Source organism: Streptomyces sp. NPDC093097, assembly GCF_044754325.1.
Lineage (GTDB): Bacteria > Actinomycetota > Actinomycetes > Streptomycetales > Streptomycetaceae > Streptomyces.
Window position 1 is genome coordinate 157,388 of record NZ_JBIVOW010000020.1, and the last position, 17,764, is coordinate 175,151.

A 17,764-nucleotide genomic window follows, 5' to 3' on the forward strand; every position below is an offset into this window, starting at 1 on the left:
CGATTCAGCCCCATGGTACGGGCCGGGACCCCGCTGCGAGCAGCCCAGCGGTCCGGCCGGGCACCGGCCCCGGCGCCGCACGGGAAACGGCGGAAGCCCCGGCGGGCTCCTGCCCGCCGGGGCTTCCGGCTCTGCCTGCGTACCGCGGTGTCAGGCCGCGACGACATCCACGACGTCGGCCGGGGACTTGATGGTCACGCGCTCCTCCGGCATACCGGCCAGGGACGCCACGGAGACCGAATTGAGCTTCGGCCGCACCGGTGCCGGCACCGTGTCGGTCGCGGCCGCGGACGCGGCCAGCTCCGCGAGCGCCAGCTCGTCGCTGACCTCCCGCATCAGTTCGGACATGCGCACATCCAGCGCGTCGCAGATCGCCGAGAGCAGCTCTGAGGACGCCTCCTTCTGGCCCCTCTCGACCTCGGACAAGTAGCCGAGCGACACCCGGGCGGAGGACGAGACCTCGCGCAGGGTGCGGCCTTGGCGCTGACGCTGTCGGCGCAGCACGTCACCCAGCAGGCGACGAAGCAGAATCATCGCTGGCTCCCTCCTCGGACCTCGGATGCGGATCCTTCTCGCCCCACCGTACCGCCTCGGGCCGTAGCCGTGCCGGGAGCGAGTACGTGTTCACTCAGGGCTGCAAACATCCATTCCCCCCGTGTTGTTCCGTATCCTGTGCCCGCACATTTTCGGTGAGTTCGCTCAACAGCAGTGCGAGCACGGCATCGACACTGTCCCGGCGGATCCGGTCACGATCCCCCGTCAGCGCCAGCCGTCGTATCTGTTCCTCGCCGTCCGGTCCCTGGACGGCGACGTAGACGGTGCCCACCGGCTGCCCGTCCTGCGGCTCGGGCCCGGCGACACCGGTGGTGGCGATGCCCCAGTCGGCGTCCAGCACCCGCCGCACCCCGCGGGCCATCTGCCGCGCGACCTCCCCGTCCACCGCCCCGCGGTCGGCCAGCAGCGCACCGTCCACACCCAGCAGGTCCCGCTTGACGTCGGTGGCGTACGCCGTGACCGCGCCGCGCACCACCCGTGACGCCCCGGGGACGCCGGTCAGCTCACCCACGACCAGCCCGCCCGTGAGCGACTCGGCCACCGCCAGGCTCTGCCGCCGCGCCGCGAGCACCTCCAGGGCCCCGGCCGCCGCAGAACCCGGCGCGCTCACCGGACCTCGTCCTTCTCGGCCCGCGCGGCGCGCTCCCGGGCCAGCCCGGCCCGGCGCAGCACCACGGCCTGCCGGACGTAGTCGAGCCCGGTCGCCACGGTCAGCACCACTGCCACCGCCATCACCCACCACCGGAAGGTGGCCAGCGGCCCGGTCAGCACCAGGACGTACATCCCGACCGCGGTGCCCTGCGCCAATGTCTTGATCTTGCCGCCCCGACTGGCCGGAATCACTCCGTGCTTGATCACCCAGAACCGCATGAGCGTGATGCCCAGCTCCCGGAAGAGGATCACCCCCGTGACCCACCAGGAGAGGTCCCCCAGCAACGACAGACAGATCAGCGCGGCCCCCATGATCGCCTTGTCCGCGATCGGGTCCGCGATCTTGCCGAAGTCGGTGACCAGGTTGTACGTGCGCGCCAGATGCCCGTCGAAGACATCGGTGATCATGGCGACGGCGAAGGCCGCCCAGGCGAAGGCCCGCCAGGCGGGGCTCGTCCCGCCGTCGTGCATCAGCAGCAGGACGAACGCCGGGACCAGCAGCAGCCGCAGCATCGTCAGGACGTTGGCGATGTTCCACAGCCCGGCCTGCCGGACGGCCGGCGCGGTGCGCGGCCCCCCGGCGGCGGAAGCCGAGGCTCCGCTCATCTGCCCGCCTCCTCGGTACAGCCCGTACCGTCCACCGACAGCACCTCCGCCACGAGGTCCACGCCCTCGCTCGCGACCACCTTTGCTTCGACCATACGACCGGGGCGCAGGTCCTGGCCGTTCGTGAGCAGCGTGACCCCGTCGGTCTCCGGCGCCTGGTGCGCGGCCCGCCCGACGACCCCGTCGTCCTCGTCGTCGATCCGGTCCACCAGCACCCGGACCGTCTCCCCGACCCGCTCCGCCGCCCGCTGCGCGGTCAGCTCCTCGGCCAGCCGGGAGACCCGCGCCAGCCGCTCGGCGACCACCTCCGGGTCGACCTTGTCCTCGTAGCCGGCGGCCTCGGTGCCGTCCTCGTCGGAGTAGCCGAAGACGCCGATGGCATCCAGCCGGGCCTCGCTCAGGAACCGCTCCAGTTCGGCCAGGTCGGCCTCGGACTCGCCGGGGAAGCCGACGATGAAGTTGGAGCGGGCGCCGGCCTGCGGTGCCTTGGTGCGGATCGTCTCCAGCAGTTCCAGGAAGCGGTCGGTGTCGCCGAAGCGCCGCATCGCGCGCAGCACCCCGGGCGCCGAGTGCTGGAAGGACAGGTCGAAGTACGGGGCCACCTTGTCGGTGCCGGTCAGCACGTCGATCAGGCCCGGCCGCATCTCGGCGGGCTGGAGGTAGCTGACCCGGATCCGCTCGATGCCGTCGACCGCGGCCAGCTCCGGCAGCAGCGTCTCCAGCAATCTGATGTCGCCCAGGTCCTTGCCGTAGGAGGTGTTGTTCTCGGAGACCAGCATGACCTCCTTGACACCCTGCTCGGCCAGCCAGCGCGTCTCGGACAGCACGTCGGAGGGCCGGCGGGAGATGAACGACCCGCGGAACGACGGGATGGCGCAGAAGGAGCAGCGGCGGTCGCACCCCGAGGCCAGCTTCACCGAGGCGACCGGCTCGCTGCCCAGCCGGCGGCGGAGCGGCGCCCGCGGCCCGGAGGCCGGCGCGAGCCCGTCGGGCAGGTCCTGGGGCGGGGCCACCGGCTCCTGGGCGTGACCGGGCAGCGCGACCCCGGCGGCGTCCTGCCGCTCGGCCGGGCTGATCGGCAGCAGCTTGCGGCGGTCGCGCGGGGTGTGCGCGGCGTGGATGCCGCCGCTGAGGATGGTCTGGAGCCGGTCGGAGATGTCGGAGTAGTCGTCGAAGCCGAGCACCCCGTCCGCCTCGGGCAGCGCCTCGGCGAGCTCCTTGCCGTAGCGCTCGGCCATGCAGCCGACGGCCACCACGGCCTGGGTCCGGCCGTGATCCTTCAGATCGTTGGCTTCCAGCAGGGCGTCGACGGAGTCCTTCTTGGCGGCCTCGACGAAACCGCAGGTGTTGACGACGGCCACATCCGCGTCGGCAGCGTCCTCGACGAGCTGCCAGCCGTCCGCTGCCAGGCGGCCTGCGAGCTCCTCCGAGTCCACCTCGTTACGGGCGCAGCCAAGGGTGACAAGGGCGACGGTACGGCGTTCGGGCATGGTGCTCAGCCTACTTCGTCCCGGACACCCCCATGGCGCGCAGGTCTCCGCAGCCCGTCCCGAGACGCTTCGGGGCGGGCTGCGGAGATCTGTCGGCGACGGTCCTCAGCCCGCCTGCGGGTCTCCCGGCGTATAGCTCAGCCGCTCCACGGAGCCCTCGTTGCCGACCTTCTTGACCTCCTTGCCGTTGACGTACAGCTGTACGGCCCCGGCGTTGCCGACGACGAGGTCGATCCGCTTCTTGTCGGTGAACGTCTTCGACTCCCCCTGCCGGAGCAGCCCGTCCTGCAGGAGTTTTCCGTTGGCGTCCTTGGCGGAGAGCCAGCTTTGCCCGTCCTTGGCGGTCACCTTGATCGTGACCTTGTCCTTGGGCAGACCGGCGATGGCGCTCTCGGAGGGGGCCGGCTTGGGCTGGGGCGCCCGGGGGTGGATAGTGCTGGACGCCGGGCCCGGCTTGTCGGCCTTGGCGGTGTCCGTGGCGACGGGACCGGCCTCGTGCCTGCCGCCGCCGCTGAGGAACGTGAAGCCGACGAAGCCGACGACGACCACGATCGCCGCGACCATCGCGGCGGTCCAGTTGGGGCGGCGCGGTTCCGACCGGATCCGCTCGGCCTCGAAGAGCGGGGCGGCGACGGTCGGGGCGGGCCGGCCGCCGCGGTCGGCGTCATAGCGTTCGATCAGGGGTCGGGGGTCGAGAGAGACGGCACGGGCGAGCGTTCTGATGTGTCCGCGCGCATAGACGTCGCCGCCGCAGCGCGAGAAGTCGTCCTGCTCGATCGCGTGCACGATCGGAATCCGCACCCGCGTCGCCGTACTGACCTCTTCGACGGTCAGTCCCGCGCCGATGCGGGCCTGCTGGAGGGTTCGGCCGACCGATGGCCGGTCAGGACCGGCGGAAGACCGGTCCTCTTCGGGGGAGTTGGGGGAGTTGCCGATGGACACGGGGGCGCCTTTCGAGCGTGTAGCCACCTGCTGGAAGTTCAGTCTAGGGGTGTTGCGAAAGGGTCGGGCAAGTGGGAGAGCGGGGTTTGTACGCCATCAGAACGCCCCGCTGCGCTGCCCCGGGGACGGCGGCCGCAACGGCCCGCCCCGCCCTCAACTTGACGTACGGACAAGGGAAACGGTTGCCCCCGCGCACGGACGAGATCCCCCGCGAGGGCCTGCTACTGAGGAGCCTCCCCACGGATGACCGCCAGCACTCCGTCCAGCTCGTCCGGCTTCACCAGCACATCGCGCGCCTTGGAGCCCTCGCTCGGCCCGACGACGTTCCGCGACTCCATCAGGTCCATCAGCCGCCCGGCCTTGGCGAACCCGACCCGCAGCTTGCGCTGGAGCATCGACGTCGACCCGAACTGGGTGGACACCACGAGCTCGGCCGCCTGGCACAGCAGGTCGAGATCGTCGCCGATGTCCTCGTCGATCTCCTTCTTCTTGGCGGTGCCGACGGTGACGTCGTCCCGGAAGACGGGCGCCATCTGGTCCTTGCAGTGCTGGACGACCGCGGCCACCTCCGCCTCGGTGACGAACGCGCCCTGCATCCGGACCGGCTTGTTGGCGCCCATCGGCAGGAACAGCCCGTCGCCCTTGCCGATCAGCTTCTCGGCACCGGGCTGGTCGAGGATGACCCGGCTGTCGGCCAGCGAGGAGGTCGCGAACGCCAGCCGGGACGGCACATTGGCCTTGATCAGACCGGTGACGACGTCCACCGACGGCCGCTGGGTCGCCAGCACCAGGTGGATGCCGGCCGCGCGGGCCAGCTGCGTGATGCGGACGATGGCGTCCTCGACGTCCCGCGGCGCGACCATCATCAGGTCCGCCAGCTCGTCCACGATCACCAGCAGATACGGGTACGGCGTCAGCTCCCGCTCGCTGCCCGCGGGGGTCTTCAGCTTGCCGGAGCGGACGGCCTCGTTGAAGTCGTCGATGTGCCGGTAGCCGAACGCCGCGAGGTCGTCGTAGCGCAGGTCCATCTCCCGCACCACCCATTGGAGCGCCTCGGCGGCCCGCTTGGGGTTGGTGATGATCGGCGTGATCAGGTGCGGGATGCCCTCGTACGCGGTCAGCTCCACGCGCTTGGGGTCGACGAGCACCATGCGGACGTCCTCGGGAGTGGCCCGCACCATGATCGACGTGATCAGGCAGTTGATGCACGACGACTTGCCCGAACCGGTCGCACCGGCGACGAGCACATGCGGCATCTTCGCGATGTTCGCCATCACATAGCCGCCCTCGACGTCCTTGCCGAGCGCGACCAGCATCGGATGGTCGTCCTCGGCGGCGTCCGCGAGGCGCAGCACGTCGCCGACGTTGACCATCTCCCGGTCGGTGTTCGGGATCTCGATGCCGACCGCCGACTTGCCCGGGATCGGCGAGATGATCCGCACGTCCGGGGAGGCCACGGCGTACGCGATGTTCTTGGCCAGGGCCGTGATCTTCTCGACCTTCACCGCGGGGCCGAGCGCGACCTCGTAACGGGTGACCGTCGGGCCGCGGGTGAAACCGGTGACCTTGGCATCGACCTTGAACTCGGTGAAGACGTTGGTCAGCGCCTCCACTATGGCGTCGTTGGCGGCGCTGCGGGACTTCCCCGGCCCGCCGCGGGTGAGCAGGTCCAGCGAGGGCAGCGCGTAGGTGATGTCGCCGGCGAGCTGGAGCTGTTCGGCACGCGGCGGCAGGTCGCCGGCCGGCTCCGGCGCGGCCTTGGTGAGGTCCGGCACCGACGACTTGGTGAGGTCCAGCGCCGGCGCCTTGGACCTGGCCTTGGCGGCCGCCGGCGGCTCCGCGTCCCGGGCCGGCGGCACCGCACCGCTCTCCGCCCCGGTGTCCGCCCCGCTCTCCCGCCGCTCCCCGGAGATGCCACCGCTGAGCTCGGCGACCAACGGGGAGGGCTGGACGCCGTGCAGCACCGCACCGTCCAGCGCGGCGGCGGCCGCGGCCGCGACGTCCACCGCGTCCATGGGCCGATCGGCCGGCCGCTCCTGCGCCCGGGGCCGCCGACGCTTGGCCAGCGCGGCCTCCTCCAGTGCGTCCGGATCGTCGTCCTCGGGGGCGGCACGCCGCGACCTGCGGGCCGGCTGCTCACGCCAGTCCTCGGCGTACTCCGCCTCGTCCTCGTAGTGCTCGCCGTCCGTGGGCTCCAGTAGGCCCAGCCGGACGCCCAGCGCCCGCAGCCGCTGCGGGATCGCGTTCACCGGCGTCGCGGTCACCACCAGCAGCCCGAAGACGGTCAGCAGCACCAGCAGCGCCACCGCCAGGGTCTGCCCGACGGTGAAGATCAACGGCTTGGACACCGCCCAGCCGACATAGCCGCCGGCGTCCTGTATGGCGGCGAGCCCGTCGCCCCGCCCAGGGGACCCGCAGGCCATCGCCACCTGCCCGAGCACCCCGGCCACCAGCGCCGAGAGCCCGATGAGGATCCGGCCGTTGGCCTCCGGCCGCTCCGGGTGCCGCATGAGCCGCACCGCGATCCCGCCGAGCAGGATCGGCACGACCAGGTCCAGCCGCCCGAACGCACCGGTGACCAGCAGCTCGACGAGATTGCCGACCGGACCGGAGAGATTGGACCAGGTGCCCGCCGCGACGACCAGCGCCACACCGAGCAGCAGCAGCGCCAGCCCGTCCTTGCGGTGCGCGGGGTGGAGATTCTTGGCGCCGTGTCCGAAGCCGCGGAAGACCGCCCCGAGCGTGTGCGCGGCACCGAGCCAGCAGGCGCGCGCGAGGCGGTAGATGCCGCCGGTCGGCGACGGCGCCGGTGGCGGCGCGGCCCTCTTGGCGGCCGCCTTCTTCGCCGGAGCCCGCTTCGCGGCCGCGGCCTTCTTGGCCGGCGGCCTGTTCGCGGGCGTCTTCTTGGCGGCGGTCTTCTTCGCGGCGCCCCCGGACTGTCCGGCGCGCGGCTTCGAGGGGCCCGCCGTGCGTGGGGTTCCCTTGCCGGACGTACGTGAGGCCATGCCGACGAGATTACAGGCGCAGGCGTGCGCGGCACGAGCGCACGGCGCTTCACCCATCCGTGTCGCACGCCCGGCTCATGAAGGACCGTCAGGCGGCCCCGCGGGCACCGTCAGCCGGTGGGCGCCCCGGCCCCGGGCTCCAGCGCGTCCAGCGCCCGGCGCAGACCGGTCAGCTTGCGCTCCAGATGCGCGGCGGTGGCCACCGCCGCGGCGTCCGCGGACTCGTCGAGCTGCTTGGAGAGCGCCTCGGCCTGCTCCTCGACGGCGGCCAGCCGCGCGGAGAGCTCGGCCAGCAGCCCCGCCGACTCCTTGACCTCGCCGACGCCCTGCCGGCCGCCCTCCAGCTGGAGCCTCAGCAGCGAGGCCTGCTCGCGCAGTTGGCAGTTCTTCATGTACAGATCGACGAAGACCGAGACCTTGGCGCGCAGCACCCACGGGTCGAACGGCTTGGAGATGTAGTCGACCGCACCGGCCGCGTAGCCGCGGAAGGTGTGGTGCGGGCCGTGGTTGATCGCCGTGAGGAAGATGATCGGGATGTCCCGGGTGCGCTCCCGCCGCTTGATGTGCGCGGCGGTCTCGAAGCCGTCCATCCCCGGCATCTGCACATCGAGCAGAATCACCGCGAAGTCGTCGGTGAGCAGTGCTTTGAGCGCTTCCTCCCCGGACGATGCCCGCACCAGTGTCTGATCGAGCGCAGAGAGGATCGCCTCCAGCGCCAGCAGATTCTCCGGCCGGTCATCGACCAGGAGGATCTTGGCCTTCTGCACCATGGCCCGTCCTCCTCGCCCCGGCATGGAACCGGACGCCGCCCCAGGGGACGACTCCGTCATGCCGCCCGTCCTTGTGCCGGTCATGGTAGCTGCACCCCGCCTGTCGCCACACCCTGTCACCGCGATGTCACTGTGCACGTAGCGGAAACGCAGCGAGAGACGAGAAGGTTCCCCGAATCCCGCGGCGCCACACGTCCACGGCCACACTGAGTCAACACGCGATGATCCTCTTCCGGCATCCATAGTGGACGCCCATCGGACGGCCCGTCACCTTTGGCGCATCCAGTGCTCCATGACCGACAGCAGATGATCGGTGTCCACCGGCTTGGTCACGTAGTCCGAGGCGCCCGAGTCGATGCTCTTCTCCCGGTCGCCCTTCATCGCCTTCGCGGTCAGCGCGATGATGGGCAGCCCGGCGAACTGCGGCATCCGCCGGATCGCCGCGGTGGTCGCGTAACCGTCCATCTCCGGCATCATGATGTCCATCAGCACCAGCACGATGTCGTCGTGCTGCTCCAGCACCTCGATGCCCTCGCGGCCGTTCTCCGCGTACAGCACCGACAGGCCGTGCTGCTCCAGGACGCTGGTGAGCGCGAAGACGTTGCGGATGTCGTCGTCGACGATCAGCACCTTCTCGCCGCGGAACCCGCCCTCGAAGCCCGGGGCGACCAGGTCCTGTCCGTTGCCGAGCCAGGACTCCTCCGGCTGCGGGACGACCGGCGCGGCCGGCGACACCGGCGGCTGCGGCACACCGGAGACCGGACGGCCGGGCAGCGCCAACCGCCGTGCGCCGCCGGAGACCGCCCGCCGCCGGCGCCGGTTGAGACTGCCGCCGGCCCCCGCCTCGTGCAGCGGCGCCGGGCCGTCCTGGACCCCGCCCTCGGTCTCGCGCGCCTCCGCGTCCATCGCCAGCCCGCCGGCGACCAGTTGCGGATAGCCCTGCGGCGGCAGCCCGCCGGGGCTGTGCGGCAGGTACAGGGTGAACGTCGAGCCGCGGTTGGGCTCGCTCTGGACGTGGATCTCACCGCCCAGCAGGCGGGCGATCTCCCGGCTGATGGACAGCCCCAGGCCGGTGCCGCCGTACTTGCGGCTGGTGGTGCCGTCCGCCTGCTTGAACGCCTCGAAGATGACCCGCATCTTGCTCGGCGCGATACCGATGCCGGTGTCGGTCACCGAGAAGGCGATCATCTCGGCGTCCGGATCGCGCAGCGAACCGTGCTCCAGCAACTGCTCGCGGATGGCCACCGGAACGTCCGTCCCGGCCGGCCGGATCACCAACTCGACGGCGCCGCTGTCGGTGAACTTCACCGCGTTGGACAGCAGGTTGCGCAGCACCTGGAGGAGCCGCTGCTCGTCGGTGTGCAGCGTCGCGGGCAGCTCCGGGGAGACCCGGACGGAGAAGTCCAGCCCCTTCTCGGCGGTCAGCGGCCGGAACGTCGCCTCGACGTAGTCGACGAGCTGGACCAGCGCGATCCGGGTCGGCGAGACGTCCATCTTGCCCGCCTCCACCTTCGACAGGTCGAGGATGTCGTTGATCAGCTGGAGCAGGTCGGAACCGGCACCGTGGATGGTCTCGGAGAACTCCACCTGCTTCGGGGAGAGGTTCCCCTCGGCGTTGTCGGCCAGCAACTTGGCGAGGATCAGCAGCGAGTTCAGCGGCGTCCGCAGCTCGTGCGACATGTTCGCCAGGAACTCCGACTTGTAGCGCATGGAGACCGCGAGCTGCTCGGCGCGCTCCTCCAGGACCTGCCGGGCCTCCTCGATCTCGGTGTTCTTCACCTCGATGTCGCGGTTCTGCTGCCGCAGCTGCTCGGCCTTCTCCTCCAGCTCGGAGTTGGACAGCTCCAGCGCCTTCTGCCGGCTCTCCAACTCCGCCGACCGCTCGCGCAGTTGCTCGGTCAGCTCCTGCGACTGCGCCAGCAGCACCTCGGTCTTGGTGTTCACCGAGATGGTGTTGACGCTGGTCGCGATCATCTCGGCGATCTGGCTGAGGAAGTCCTTCTGGATCTGGGTGAACGGCTGGAAGGAGGCCAGCTCGATCACGCCGAGCACCTTGTCCTCGAAGAGGACCGGCAGCACGATGATGTTGGCCGGCGGCGCCTCGCCCAGCCCCGACGCGATCTTGAGGTATCCGGAGGGCACGTTCTCCACCAGGATGGTGCGACCCTCCTCGGCCGCCGTCCCGATCAGCGTCTCCCCCGGCTTGAACGTCGTCGGCATCCCGCCCATGGAGTAGCCGTACGAGCCCATCAGCCGCAGCTCGTACCCGCCGTCGCCCTTCGAGCCGACCTCCTGGTCGTCGGGGCGTGCGGCGAGGAAGAACGCGCCGTGCTGCGCGGAGACCGCGGGCGACAGCTCGCTCATGATCAGGGTGGCGACGTCCTTGAGATCGCGGCGGCCCTGCATCAGACCGGAGATCCGGGCGAGGTTGCCCTTGAGCCAGTCCTGCTCCTCGTTGGCGAGGGTGGTCTCCCGGAGCGTGGAGATCATGGTGTTGATGTTGTCCTGGAGCTCCAGGATCTCGCCGGCCGCGTCCACGTCGATGCGCACGTTGTGATCGCCGAGGGTCACCGCGGCGGCGACCGCGGCGATGGCGCGCACCTGCCGGGTGAGGTTCCCGGCCATCTCGTTCACCGACTCCGTCAGGTCCTTCCAGGTGCCGGCCACGCCGCGCACCTGCGCCTGACCGCCCAACTGGCCTTCGGTACCCACCTCGCGGGCCACCCTGGTGACCTGCTCGGCGAACGAGGACAGCTGGTCGACCATCGTGTTGATGGTGGTCTTCAGCGCCAGGATCTCGCCCCGCGCATCGATGTCGATCTTCTTGGTCAGATCGCCCTTGGCGATGGCGGTGGTGACCATGGCGATGTTGCGGACCTGGCCGGTGAGGTTGTTGGCCATGGAGTTCACCGACTCGGTGAGGTCCTTCCACGTGCCGGCGACACCGGGCACGCGGGCCTGGCCGCCCAGGATGCCGTCGGTGCCCACCTCACGGGCCACCCGGGTCACCTCGTCGGCGAACGACGACAGCGTGGTCACCATGGTGTTGACGGTGTCGGCGAGCTGCGCGACCTCGCCGCGCGCCTCGACCGTCACCTTCTTCGTCAGGTCGCCGTTGGCGACCGCCGCCGAGACCTGCGAGATGTTCCGCACCTGGATGGTCAGGTTGTTGGCCATCAGGTTGACGTTGTCGCTGAGGTCCTTCCAGATGCCGGTGACGCCCGGAACCCGTGCCTGGCCGCCGAGTTGACCCTCCGTACCGACCTCACGCGCCACCCGCGTCACCTGCTCCGCGAACAGCGAGAGCTGGTCGACCATCGTGTTCACGGTCGTGACGAGTTCCAGGAACTCGCCCTTGGCGTCGACGGTGATCTTCTTCGACAGGTCGCCGCGGGCCACCGCGGTGGTCACCTCGCCGATGTTGCGCACCTGCGACGTCAGGTTGTTCGCCATGAAGTTGACGGACTGGGTGAGGTCCTTCCACGTCCCGCTGACGCCCTGGACCTCGGCCTGGCCGCCGAGGATGCCCTCGGTGCCCACCTCGCGGGCGACCCGGGTGACCTCCTCGGCGAACGAGGAGAGCTGGTCCACCATCGTGTTGAGGGTGTTCTTCAGCTCCAGGATCTCCCCGCGGGCGTCCACGTCGATCTTCTGCGAGAGGTCACCGCGCGCCACCGCCGTCGCGACCTGCGCGATGTTGCGCACCTGAGCGGTGAGGTTGCCGGCCATGCCGTTCACCGAGTCGGTCAGATCGCGCCAGACGCCGGCCACGCCCGGCACCTGCGCCTGACCGCCGAGCCGGCCCTCCGTACCCACCTCGCGGGCCACCCGGGTCACCTGCTCGGCGAAGGCGGAGAGCTGGTCGACCATCGTGTTGATGGTGCTCTTGAGCTCCAGGATCTCGCCGCGCGCATCGACGTCGATCTTCTGCGACAGGTCGCCGCGCGCCACCGCCGTCGTCACCTGGGCGATCTGCCGCACCTGTGAAGTGAGGTTCCCCGCCATGAAGTTGACGGAATCGGTCAACTCCTTCCAGGTGCCGCTGACGCCGTCCACCCGCGCCTGACCGCCCAGCCGGCCCTCCGTGCCCACGTCCCTGGCCATGCGGGTGACCTGGTCCGCGAACGACGACAGCTGGTCCACCATGGTGTTCACGGTGTTCTTCAGCTGGAGCATCTCGCCGGAGACGTCGACCGTGACCTTCTGCGACAGATCACCATTGGCCACCGCCGTGGTGACCTGGGCGATGTTGCGCACCTGCCCGGTCAGGTTCCGGAAAGCGGTGTTGACGGAGTCGGTCAGGTCCTTCCATGTGCCGGCGGCGCCCGGCACCGCGGCCTGGCCGCCCAGCTCGCCCTCGACACCGATCTCCCGCGCCACCCGCGTCACTTCGGAACCGAACGCGGAGAGCTGGTCGACCATGGTGTTGACGGTGTTCTTCAACTCAAGCATCTCGCCGGCCACATCGACGGTGACCTTCTGCGACAGATCGCCGTTGGCCACCGCCGTGGTCACCTGGGCGATGTCCCGGACCTGGCCGGTCAGGTTCCGGAAAGCGTTGTTGACCGAGTCGGTGAGGTCCTTCCAGGTGCCGGCGGCGCCCGGCACCTGCGCCTGCCCGCCGAGCTGGCCCTCCGCCCCGACCTCGTTCGCGACCCGCGTCACCTCGTCGGCGAAGGTGCGCAGCGTCTCCGTCATGGTGTTGATCGTGTCGGCCAGCTGCGCCACCTCACCGCGGGCGCTGACCGTGACCTTCTGCGACAAGTCGCCATTGGCGACCGCGGTGGTGACCTGGGCGATCCCGCGCACCTGCGCGGTCAGATTGCCCGCCATGAGATTGACGGAATCAGTCAGGTCCTTCCACACCCCGGCCACACCGGGGACCTTGGCCTGACCGCCCAACTCGCCCTCGGTACCGACCTCGCGGGCGACCCGGGTCACCTCGGAGGCGAACGAGGACAGCTGGTCCACCATCGTGTTGACGGTGTTCTTCAACTCCAGCATCTCGCCGGCGACATGGACGGTCACCTTCCGTGACAGATCGCCCTTGGCGACGGCGGTGGTGACCAAGGCGATGTCCCGCACCTGCGCGGTCAACCGGGACGCCATGGTGTTGACCGACTCCGTCAGGTCCTTCCACGAACCCGACATGCCGCGCACCCGCGCCTGACCACCGAGCTTGCCCTCGGTGCCGACCTCGCTGGCCACCCGCGTGACCTCGTCGGTGAAGGCGGAGAGCTGGTCCACCAGCCCGTTGACCGTCCGCCCGACCTTCAGGAACTCACCGCGCAGGGGATGCTCCGAAGAGCTGTCCGAACTCCGCGAGCGCAGGTCCATCCGCTGTTCCAGATCACCCTCGGAGACCGCGGACAGCACCCGCCCCACCTCGGAGACCGGCCGCACCAGGTCGTCGACCAGGGCGTTGGACGCCTCGATGGCCGCCGCCCAGGAGCCTTCGGCCGGCCCCGCCTCCAGCCGTTCTGTGAGCTTCCCCTCACGGCCGACGACCCGGCGCACCCGGGCCAGCTCGCCGGTGAGGTGGAGATTCCGGTCGGCGACCTCGTTGAAGACCGCCGCGATCTCCGACATCACGCCCTCGCCGGAAACCGTCAACCGCTTGCGGAAGTTCCCGTCCCGCATGGCGACGAGCGCCGCCAGCAGCCGATTCAACGCAGCCGTATCGACCTCAGTCGTCCCCGTACTCCGGGAGCGTCCGCCTTTCGCACGCGTGCTTGCGCCCCGCGCCGCTGCGCCAGACTCCACCGTGTCCCTCCCGCAGGGTCGACCGTTCTTGCCGGGCTCTGTCTTCATGCTTGCCCAGTGTTTCACCATGGCTCAACCAGGCCATAACAGTTCGGCAGCATCGCATACCGTCCCGATGCACGATCGGGGCCAAAGAGACGTGACCGGCATCCCCGGGCCCGCCGAAGGTAAGTAACCTGGCATACGGCTGTCCATCCGCCCCGGTCATCCCGCACGGGCGGGTGCGAGCACGACAGGTATTCGGAGGGGCACCGCGACCATGGGGGAGCAGATCACCGACACACGCATGAGGAGACCAGTGATCACCGCGCGGGCCGCCGCCACCTTCGAGCCGGTCGGGCGCTCGGTCGCCACTGCCCGTGCCTTCGTCCGCGACACCCTCCAGGGCTGGGGCCACGCCGACATCGTCGACGACGCCGTGGTCCTCACCAGCGAACTGGTCACCAACGCCGTGGTGCACGCCGGCACCGCCGCCGACGTGCTGTGCCTGCGCACCGAGGGCGGTGTCCGGATCTCCGTCGCCGACCGCTACCCCGAGCGCGAGATCCCCCTCCAGAACACCGGCCAGGCCATGGTCCACCCCGACCGCGAGGGCGGCCGCGGCCTGCTGCTGTGCGGCGCCCTGGCCGCCCGCTGGGGCGTGGAGTACACCGCCGCCCAGAAGCACGTCTGGTTCCACCTCGACCTCCCCGAGCGCCCGGCCGGCACCCGCTCGGCCGGCCCCGCCCTCCCCGTGGACGCGCTGCCCGTCGCCGACAGCCGGGTCCGGGTCGCGGTGGTCCAGATCGACCGCGGCGGCTGCGTCACCTTCTGGAACGAGGACGCCGCCGACCTCTTCGGCTACGACCCCGAACAGGTCATCGGCAAACCCCTCACCGACTTCGCCGCCTGGCCGCACACCCCCGGCACCGGCACCGGCATCGCCGAGGCCCTCCAGCTCTCCCGTTGGGAGGGCTCCTACGGCATAAGGGGAGCCGACGGCCGGATCGTCCCGGTCTACGCCTCCCACCTGCGGGTCCGCGACGCCGACGGCGAGGCGTCCACCGTCTGCCTCCTGGTCCGCGACCATGAGCGAGCCATCCTCCAGAGCCCCCAGCGGACCCCGGCCTCGGACCGCAACCAGCCGTCCGAGGGCCGCCCCGCCGACCCCTTCGAGGTCTTCATCGGCTCCCCCGCCCCCGACGACCTCGACGGCCTGCTCCAGCGCACCGTCGAACGCGCCCGCGACATGCTCGACGGCGACGCCGCCTACCTCCTGCTGGCCACCGACGATGAGACGGAGCTGGAGGTCCGCGCCTCCACCGGCCTGCCCTCCGCCCGCCAGCGGTTCGCCCGCGTCCCCGTCGAGGCCGGCTCCGGCCGCTACGGCTCCGCCCGGATGCCCGCCGTCCACGAGGACCTCACCGCCGTCCCCGGCGCCGTCCCGCTCCTCGCCGGCACCGGCATGCGCTCGGTCGTCACCGTCCCGCTCAAGGTCGAGGGACGGCTCACCGGCTCCCTCGGCGTCGCCGCCGAGAGCCCCGCCCGCTACACCAACGAAGAGGCCCTGCACCTCCAGTTCGCCGCCGACCGCATCGCCCTCGCCGTCGAACGGGCCCGCCTGACCGAGCTGGAGAAGCTCCGCCGCGGCTCGCTGTCCTTCCTCGTCGAGGCCTCCGACCTCCTGGCCGGCACCCTCGACCGCGACCAGACGCTGGCCCTGATGGCCCAGATGACGGTCCCCACCCTCGCCACTTGGTGCGCCGTCTACACCGTCGCCGACCAGGCCTCCGAGCCGGAGCTCTCCTACGTCCTGCACGAGGACGAGGACCGCATCGACGGCCTCAAGACCCTGCTGCGGAAGGTCGATCCGCCAGAACCCGACCCCACGCCCGGCGCCCGGGTGTGGACCGCACCCGCCGACGCCGCCCATGACGCGGCCCTGCGCACCTCGCTACGGAGCCTCGGCCTGGAGGAGTCCGCCCGCCCCTCCAAGGGGCCCGGCGCCACCCTCGCCACCGCCTCGGCCGTCGGCGGCGAGACCGTCGTCCTCCCCCTCGTCGCCCGCAACCGCGTCATCGGCATGCTCACCCTCGGCAAGCCGACCGAGGAGCACTTCCGCCAGGAGATCCTCGAACTCGCCGAGGACCTCTCCCGCCGGGCCGCCCTCGCACTGGACAACGCCCGCCTCTACAGCGAGCGCACCGCCATCAGCCAGTCCCTCCAGCGCAGCCTGCTACCCCCGGAACTCCCCGACATCCCCGGTGTCGAGGCCGAGGTCATCTACCGCGCGGCCGGCGAGGGCAACGAGGTCGGCGGCGACTTCTACGACCTCTTCCCGATCCGCGACGGCGCCTACGGCTTCGCGATCGGCGACGTCTGCGGCACGGGCCCGGAGGCCGCCGCGGTCACCGGCCTGGCCCGCCACGCCCTCCGCCTGCTCGCCCGCGAGGGCTTCGGCGGCCCCGCCGTCCTGGAGCGCCTGAACGCCGCGATCCTCGACGAGGGCGCCCGCAGCCGCTTCCTGACACTCCTCTACGGCGAACTCCGCCCCCAGGACGACGGCAGCGCCCTCCTGAAGGTCGTCTGCGCCGGCCATCCCCTCCCGCTCCGCCTCCGCCAGGACGGCTCGGTCGAACCGGCCGCCGAACCGCAGCCGCTGCTCGGCGTCATGGACGACCTCGAACTCTACGAACAGACCATCACCCTCGATCCGGGCGACGTCCTGCTGTGCGTCACCGACGGCGTCACCGAACGCCGCGAGGGCACCCGCATGCTCGGCGACGACGGCCTCACCGACGTCCTGACGACGTGTACGGGCCTCACCGCCGGCGCGGTCGCGGCCCGCGTACTGCGCGCCGTGGAGCGCTTCGCCGCCGAACCGGCCTCCGACGACATGGCGATCCTCGCCCTGCGCGTCCCCGAAGTCCCCGCCGCCTAGCCCCCGTCGACCACTCGACGGGGGGCTTCGCCCGTCATCCGATCCACCCCAACGAAAAAGTCCCCCACCGAATGGTGGGGGACTTTCCCTTATCTGAGCCCCAATACGGAATCGAACCGTAGACCTTCTCCTTACCATGGAGACGCTCTGCCGACTGAGCTATTGGGGCCGGCAACGAGATAAATACTACCCCACTTCCGTGGGAATTCCGAACCGGCCCCGCACCGCCTACAGAGCCGGCTGCAGCAATCCGCCCAGCGCATTGCACGCACTGGCCATCCGCTGGACCTCACGCCGCGTCATCTCACCGTCCAGCGGCAGCGCCAGCGTCTCGTCAACAGCCCGTTCGGTCTCCGGCAGAAAGACGTCCCGCCGCAGCCCGGGTATCCGGTACACCGGCGTCTGCACCGGCACCCTGCAGGCAACTCCCTTGGCCCGCAGGGCCCGTGCGAAGGCGTCCCGGTCCGGCCGCCCGTTCCCCGGCACCCGCACCACGTACTTCTCGTAGAGGTGCCCGGTCGCCGGCTCCGGCGTCCGTACGCCACTCAGCCGCCCGTCCAGGTATCTGGCGTGCTCCCGCCGCAGTCCGGCCTCCTCAGGCCGCGCCCCCGGCTCGTCCTCGACCAGCACCAACAGCCCATGGCGCTGGCCCACTTCGCCGATCCACGTGACGTCCGCCGGCCGTCCGAACCGGTGCACCGCCACCACCGCCGCGGTCTGACGGGTCACCGCGTCCGCCACCGCGGCCGGGTCCAGGCAGTAGCTGTCGGCATCCACATCGGCGAACACCGGCACCGCCCCCAACTCCACCACCGCCTGGGCGACTTCCGCACTGCCGAAGGCCGGCACCACCACCTCGTCACCAGCGCGGACACCGGCCGACCTGAGCGTTCCCACTGTCCCCATGCCGCGGAGCATGTCCAGGTCAGTTGAACGTGAAGTTACGGCCAACACCCCACGCCTGAAACAAAAAAGCTCCGGTTCCTGAACCAGAAGGTTCAAGAACCGGAGCTTTATCAAAAGGAGTTCGGCGGCGTCCTACTCTCCCACAGGGTCCCCCCT

Annotated in this window: 10 protein-coding genes and 1 tRNA gene; 1 reads left to right on the forward strand and 10 read right to left on the reverse strand. The window is 70.7% G+C overall.

The features are described 5' to 3' along the window. Nucleotides 1-150 precede the first annotated feature (150 nt). The 8 genes from ACIQE0_RS29360 to ACIQE0_RS29395 all read right to left on the reverse strand — a co-directional run bounded on the left by ACIQE0_RS29360 (nt 151) and on the right by ACIQE0_RS29395 (nt 13,782). The gene (locus tag ACIQE0_RS29360) at nt 151-534 is read right to left on the reverse strand and encodes a helix-turn-helix transcriptional regulator (protein WP_366331698.1); all 384 of its coding nucleotides are present in this window, start codon (nt 532-534) and stop codon (nt 151-153) included. Between the two features lie 94 nt (nt 535-628). Beyond that, nucleotides 629-1,165 (reverse strand): CinA family protein, encoded by a 537-nt coding sequence (locus ACIQE0_RS29365; protein ID WP_402337869.1) that lies wholly within the window; start codon nt 1,163-1,165, stop codon nt 629-631. Next, a complete protein-coding gene (gene pgsA / locus ACIQE0_RS29370; RefSeq protein ID WP_366331700.1) occupies nt 1,162-1,812 on the reverse strand; it encodes a CDP-diacylglycerol--glycerol-3-phosphate 3-phosphatidyltransferase in 651 nt (216 codons plus the stop codon). The genes ACIQE0_RS29365 and pgsA overlap by 4 nt, the downstream gene beginning before the upstream one ends. After that, nucleotides 1,809-3,302, reverse strand: coding sequence for a 30S ribosomal protein S12 methylthiotransferase RimO (rimO, locus tag ACIQE0_RS29375; protein ID WP_366331701.1), 1,494 nt, complete (start codon nt 3,300-3,302; stop codon nt 1,809-1,811). The genes pgsA and rimO overlap by 4 nt, the downstream gene beginning before the upstream one ends. 105 nt (nt 3,303-3,407) lie before the next feature. Beyond that, on the reverse strand, nt 3,408-4,244 hold the full coding sequence (locus tag ACIQE0_RS29380) for a helix-turn-helix domain-containing protein (RefSeq protein ID WP_384100063.1): 837 nt from the start codon (nt 4,242-4,244) through the stop codon (nt 3,408-3,410). A 221-nt stretch (nt 4,245-4,465) separates the two neighbouring features. Then, nucleotides 4,466-7,249, reverse strand: a complete 2,784-nt coding sequence (locus ACIQE0_RS29385; protein ID WP_402337874.1) for a DNA translocase FtsK — start codon at nt 7,247-7,249, stop codon at nt 4,466-4,468. A gap of 110 nt (nt 7,250-7,359) precedes the next feature. After that, nucleotides 7,360-8,019, reverse strand: a complete 660-nt coding sequence (locus tag ACIQE0_RS29390) for a response regulator (RefSeq protein ID WP_366331704.1) — start codon at nt 8,017-8,019, stop codon at nt 7,360-7,362. A 267-nt stretch (nt 8,020-8,286) separates the two neighbouring features. Further along, a complete protein-coding gene (locus ACIQE0_RS29395; protein WP_402337877.1) occupies nt 8,287-13,782 on the reverse strand; it encodes a HAMP domain-containing protein in 5,496 nt (1,831 codons plus the stop codon). 259 nt (nt 13,783-14,041) lie between these two features. Between ACIQE0_RS29395 and ACIQE0_RS29400 the strand changes: the two genes are divergently transcribed. Then, nucleotides 14,042-16,702, forward strand: coding sequence for a SpoIIE family protein phosphatase (locus ACIQE0_RS29400; RefSeq protein ID WP_366331706.1), 2,661 nt, complete (start codon nt 14,042-14,044; stop codon nt 16,700-16,702). Between the two features lie 96 nt (nt 16,703-16,798). Here ACIQE0_RS29400 and ACIQE0_RS29405 read toward each other — a convergent pair. Together ACIQE0_RS29405 and ACIQE0_RS29410 are read right to left on the reverse strand one after the other, a co-directional pair. Continuing rightward, nucleotides 16,799-16,871, reverse strand: a tRNA-Thr gene (locus ACIQE0_RS29405). A gap of 59 nt (nt 16,872-16,930) precedes the next feature. After that, entirely contained in the window at nt 16,931-17,608 is a 678-nt protein-coding gene (locus ACIQE0_RS29410) for a DegT/DnrJ/EryC1/StrS family aminotransferase (RefSeq protein ID WP_366331707.1), read from the reverse strand. Nucleotides 17,609-17,764 lie beyond the last annotated feature (156 nt).

What these genes read in the sequence shown, in the direction of transcription:
- ACIQE0_RS29360 (WP_366331698.1), bottom strand. Translation starts at nt 534, where the DNA reads ATGATTCTGCTTCGTCGCCTGCTGGGTGACGTGCTGCGCCGACAGCGT.
- pgsA (WP_366331700.1), bottom strand. Translation starts at nt 1,812, where the DNA reads ATGAGCGGAGCCTCGGCTTCCGCCGCCGGGGGGCCGCGCACCGCGCCG.
- rimO (WP_366331701.1), bottom strand. Translation starts at nt 3,302, where the DNA reads ATGCCCGAACGCCGTACCGTCGCCCTTGTCACCCTTGGCTGCGCCCGT.
- ACIQE0_RS29385 (WP_402337874.1), bottom strand. Translation starts at nt 7,249, where the DNA reads ATGGCCTCACGTACGTCCGGCAAGGGAACCCCACGCACGGCGGGCCCC.
- ACIQE0_RS29390 (WP_366331704.1), bottom strand. Translation starts at nt 8,019, where the DNA reads ATGGTGCAGAAGGCCAAGATCCTCCTGGTCGATGACCGGCCGGAGAAT.
- ACIQE0_RS29400 (WP_366331706.1), top strand. Translation starts at nt 14,042, where the DNA reads ATGGGGGAGCAGATCACCGACACACGCATGAGGAGACCAGTGATCACC.
- ACIQE0_RS29410 (WP_366331707.1), bottom strand. Translation starts at nt 17,608, where the DNA reads ATGGGGACAGTGGGAACGCTCAGGTCGGCCGGTGTCCGCGCTGGTGAC.